Origin of the sequence: Pseudomonas sp. P7779 (genome assembly GCF_013386315.1) — a bacterium.
Lineage (GTDB): Bacteria > Pseudomonadota > Gammaproteobacteria > Pseudomonadales > Pseudomonadaceae > Aquipseudomonas.
On record NZ_JACARZ010000210.1, the window covers coordinates 1 to 1019 of the forward strand.

A 1019-nucleotide genomic window follows, 5' to 3' on the forward strand; every position below is an offset into this window, starting at 1 on the left:
GATATGTACTCAATCAACCCCGACCCACCTCAACATCCCTCCCCGAAGCCCCAATCCTGCGCAACAAAGGCAACACCTCCGCCCCCACATGAATCGACTCTTCCAGATGCGGAAACCCCGAGAGAATAAAGCTGTCCACCCCAAGCTGGTGATACTCCTCGATCCGCTCCGCCACCCGCTCATAACTCCCCACCAGCGCGGTCCCGGCCCCACCCCGTACCAGGCCCACACCGGCCCAGAGGTTGGCCGAAACCTCCAGCTCCCGCGCCCCACGCCCACGGCCTTTCATCAACTCGGTCTGGCGACTCTGCCCCACCGATTCATACTTGGCCATCTGCCGCTGCGCCTGGTCAATGGCGTCCTTGGGTATCTCCTCCAACAGCCGCTCCACATGCGCCCAGGCCGCCTCGTCAGTGCGATCGGCAAAGATGTGCAAGCGCAACCCAAAGCGCAACGTCCGCCCCTGCATCGCGGCCAACTCACGCATCCGCAGCACCCGCTCGGCAATCATCGCCGGCGGCTCACACCACATCAGGTACGTCTGCCCATGGGCAGCCCCCACCTGCTCGGCAGCCTCGGAGGCACCCCCAAAATAGATCGCCGGCACCTCGGCCCCAGGCGCCACCGGCGTGTTGATCCCACTGCGGTAGTAGCGCCCCGGATGCGCCGGCTGCTTTCCAGCCCACACCGCCTGGAACACCTGCAAAAACTCCGCAGTACGCGCGTAACGCTCATCGTGTTCGAGAAAGTCCCCCAACGAACGCTGCTCAAAACGGCTGGACCCCGTCACCACATGCAACGCCAGGCGATTCTCGCTGAGCAATTGCAAGGTCGCCGCACGGTGGGCGGTATAGGCCGGCAGCTCCATGCCTGGTCGCAACGTCAGGAGGAATTTAAGCCGCCGCACCTCCTGGGCCAGCACCGCGGTAATCAGCCACGGATCCTCGAAACCGCTGGCGGTGGGCACCATGATCCCGTCGAACCCGGCCTGTTCGGTAGCCCGCACGATCTGGCGCAGG

1 protein-coding gene is annotated in these 1019 nt (G+C 64.4%); it reads right to left on the bottom strand.

The window, feature by feature from the left end; translation table 11 throughout:
* Positions 1-13: 13 nt before the first annotated feature.
* Positions 14-1019: LLM class flavin-dependent oxidoreductase (locus HX869_RS31220; RefSeq protein ID WP_178904180.1), on the bottom strand; the 1006-nt coding region annotated here is incomplete at its 5' end.